Raw genomic sequence first — 1,267 nt, forward strand, 5'->3', positions numbered from 1 at the left:
AATTTCTAGTTTTGGTAGGTTCTTAACGATTTTCATTGTCTCTAAACTTACGGTAATAACCCTCTGAAATAACTCTAAAGGGTAGGCAGGGTTGCCAATGGTTTCAACAGCATAGCGATTGGCATCATTAACAATGCCACTCTTTTTATCAGTCTTTACACATTGACGCCCCATAACCCATTCAAGAGCGGGTTTACCATTAACGATATACGCATAAGCTTCCTTAGGTATATCTGTCATTGTGATATTGCTATTGTAAATAACAGTTGATTTATCTTTTTCTTTACCTGCTTTTGCGAATTTCATTTCTGTAACGTAATAGAATTTCTCAGGATTAGAGATCTCTGTAAATTTTGGATTACCCTTTTTAAAGGTCACGGGATAAGGTTCCACATCTTCATAATTTACATGCAAATGACCCAATTCACGCCCAGCTGTTACAAACTTCCAAAAATCTTCAGCATTCTTTACACAAGGGATACGAGGCAATTCTTTAGAGAGGTTATCAGCATAACGAGCACGGTAATCTTCCGAATGTAAAATCCCATAAACATAATAGAACAAATCATCTTTTGTTATGGTTTGATTAGGATAAGCGGCTTTAAAATGTTCTAGTCCCTCATCAGTAATGGCATCACGCCTTTGTAAACCAGCTGTTGTGCTTTCTTCTATAGAGTTTGTAAATAAAAGGGATTGGTTTTTATTTTTACTCTTTGAAACTGGAGTGTGTTCGTAAAAATATCTTGGAAAGCATTGACCTTTTTCTATTGCATCTAAACTAGGTAAGGCTTTATTCATCAATACAGAAAATCTTCTTGCTCCTATACCTGTAATTTGTATTACCATATTTTCAACCGTTTCCCCTATCGGAAATATTCGCGGCATTTGTAAAACCATTTCATTAAAGGCACGATTGTAATAGAGCCACTGTTGTGTAAAAGGACGATATAAACTTTGCATAAGGCATGTAGCTTCAAATTTAAAAATCTTTCCTTTTGCTAAATCTTGTTTAAGAGCACGGCTCCAACTGATTTTTCTGGCATCTGTATTGACGAAATTGTCTACAACTTTTGTAAGTGTTTTACGATCAACATGTCCATAAGCATTATTAAAACGCTTTACTTCACTGTTATAGAAGGCAATCATATTACTTATGTTTTTAGCTAAAATTTCATGGCTTGAATTGTATACCCAAGCATCACGATTGGTTTTTAGACCACAAGAATAAATCTCAAACAGTTTTTTACTATGAGGTTTCTTATCACCT

General features: G+C 34.7%; 1 protein-coding gene. It reads right to left on the bottom strand.

What is annotated here, in order from left to right; genetic code table 11:
• The coding region (locus tag ACFILW_RS09790; RefSeq protein WP_375685728.1) for a type ISP restriction/modification enzyme at nucleotides 1–1,267 on the bottom strand (1,267 nt) is incomplete at both ends.

The organism is Bartonella sp. TT110JLCBS (assembly GCF_042193405.1).
Taxonomy (GTDB): Bacteria; Pseudomonadota; Alphaproteobacteria; order Rhizobiales; family Rhizobiaceae; genus Bartonella.